At 66.2% G+C, this 2,253-nt stretch carries 2 protein-coding genes; both read right to left on the bottom strand.

Features of this window, described 5'->3' with window-relative positions:
* Nucleotides 1–1,803 (bottom strand): condensation domain-containing protein (locus EJO71_RS34180; RefSeq protein WP_164546987.1); only part of this gene is annotated, 1,803 nt, incomplete at its 3' end.
* A partial coding sequence (locus EJO71_RS34655) for a phosphopantetheine-binding protein (RefSeq protein ID WP_240651612.1) occupies nt 1,803–2,253 on the bottom strand: 451 nt, incomplete at its 5' end. The genes EJO71_RS34180 and EJO71_RS34655, both read right to left, overlap by 1 nt.

Raw genomic sequence — 2,253 nt, 5'->3', positions numbered from 1 at the left:
CGGATAGTCGGGGTCCAGGGGGACGTAGGCACCACCTGCCTTGAGCACTGCCAGGATCCCCACCACCATCGCGATGGAGCGTTCCACCGCGATGCCCACCCGGCTCTCGGGCTTCACGCCCAGGGAGATCAGGCGGTGGGCGAGGCGGTTGGCTCTTGCGTTGAGTTCGCCGTAGCTCAGGGTCTCTGCGCCAAACACCAGTGCAGGGGCATCCGGGTGCTGCGCCGCATGGCGCTCTATCCGGCTGTGGATCGGGTCGCCGACGGAGGCTTCGCCTTGCTGATGCTGCGATCCCCACTGCTGCAGCTGCAACAGCTCCGCCGAACCCAACAGCTTCACGTCACCCACGGATTGTTCGGGGCGCTCGGCCAGTGCCTCCAGCAGAGCCTGGTAGTGCCCCGCCATCCGCTCGATGGTCTGCGGCTCGAACAGCTCCGCCGCATATTTGAAGCTCACCCGCACACGACCATCGGCGTCTTCGCTGGTGTCCAGCGTCAGTTCGAACTGCGCGGCCTGCGTGCCCAGGTCGTACTCGGTCATCGTGAGACCGGGCAGGCTGTCCAGTGCCTTGAAATCCCCGCGCTGGTGATTGAACATGACCTGGAACAGCGGGCTGGTGCTCAGGCTTCGCTCGGGCTGCAGCGCCTCCACCAACTGCTCGAACGGGAGATCCTGATGGGCTTGCGCACCCAGCGCGGCATCCTTGGCACGCAGGAGCACCTGCGCCAGGCTCTCGCGGCCATCGAGTTCACTACGCAGCACCTGCGTATTGACGAAGAAACCGACGACGCCTTCCGTCTCCACCCGGTGGCGGTTGGCGATCGGCACGCCCACGCGGATGTCGGGCAGGCCGGTGTAGCGGTTCAGGAGCACCTGGAAACCCGCGAGCAACGTCATGAACAGGGTTGCGCCCTGGCCTTGCGCACGCTTCTGCAAGCCCTTGACCAGAGAGTCCGGCAACTCGAAGGCATGACGCGCGGCACTGTAGCGCCCGTCCGCGCGCCTGGCGTGATCGGCCGGCAACTGCAGCACCGGCTGATCGGTGCCGACGTGCGATGTCCAATAGCTCAATTGGCGCTCGCGCTCGCCGGCCTCGAGCCAGTTGCGCTGCCACACGGCGTAGTCCGCGTACTGGACCGGCAACGGCTGCAGGTCCGCGTCTTCCGGGGCCCCCTGCACGCGCGCGCGATATTGCGCGACGAACTCGTCCACGATGATCTGCATCGACCAGCCGTCGGACACGATGTGGTGCATCACCACCACGAGCATGTGCTCCTCGGGTGCAAGGCGGATCAGGCCGACCCGCAGCAGCGGGCCGGTGGTCAGGTCGAAGGGCGTGTCGCTCAGGCGATGTGCTTCTTCCCGCAGGCGGGTCTCGCGCGCGTCATCCCCGGCAATCGCGCCGAGGTCGATGACGGCGACGTCGAGCGCGACGCTCTCGTGAATCACCTGTTCGGCCAGGCCGCCAGCCTGGGCCCGAAACGTGGTGCGCAGCGACTCGTGGCGCTGCACCAGCGCGTCGAAGCTCGCGCGCACGGCGTCCACGTCGAGCCTGCCTTCCAGCTTCAGCGCACCGCTGATGTGGTATGCGGTGCTCGACGGATCGAGTTGCCACAGGAACCACTGGCGCAACTGCGCGTAAGAGAGATGGCAATGATCCAGCGACGATGCGTCGCGCGCCAGGATCGGAAACTGCCCGAGCGTGAGCCCCTCGGCGCGAATCTTCTGATAGACCGTGCGCCGCTGTTCAGGCGTCAGTCGCGAGAAGCGCTCCGCGATGCGACGGGTTGCAAGGGTTTCCATCAAACAGCCTCCATGCTGTCAAGCAGTGAATCGATTTCCGAAAGGGCCTGGGTGGCCGGTTTCATCAGGTTCTTGTCGGCGATGAGAGTCGCTATTTCCGTGAGCACGGGGTGCAGGAAGACGTCCTTGATCGCGAGGTCCATCTGCATGGCGCTCTGGACGCGGGCGACTGTCTGGGCGGCCAGCAGGGAGTGGCCGCCGAGTTCGAAGAAGTTGTCGTTGCGGCCCACGCGGGTCACGCCCAGCACTTCGGCCCAGATCGATGCGAGGGTCTCTTCGACCTCGCCCTCCGGTGCCTCGTACGCCCTGTCGCTCGTGAACTCCGGCGCGGGTAGCGCCTTGCGGTCCACCTTCCCGTTCGCGTTCAGCGGCAGCGCCTCCAGCACCACCAGCACGCCGGGCACCATGTAGTCGGGCAGCGCTTCACTCAGGCGCTCGCGCAGCTTCGCT

Source organism: Variovorax sp. 679 (genome assembly GCF_003952185.1).
In the GTDB taxonomy this organism is placed as follows: Bacteria; Pseudomonadota; Gammaproteobacteria; order Burkholderiales; family Burkholderiaceae_C; genus Variovorax.
The sequence above is the reverse complement of the archived record's forward strand: the minus strand, read 5'-3'. Positions and strand labels throughout refer to the sequence as shown.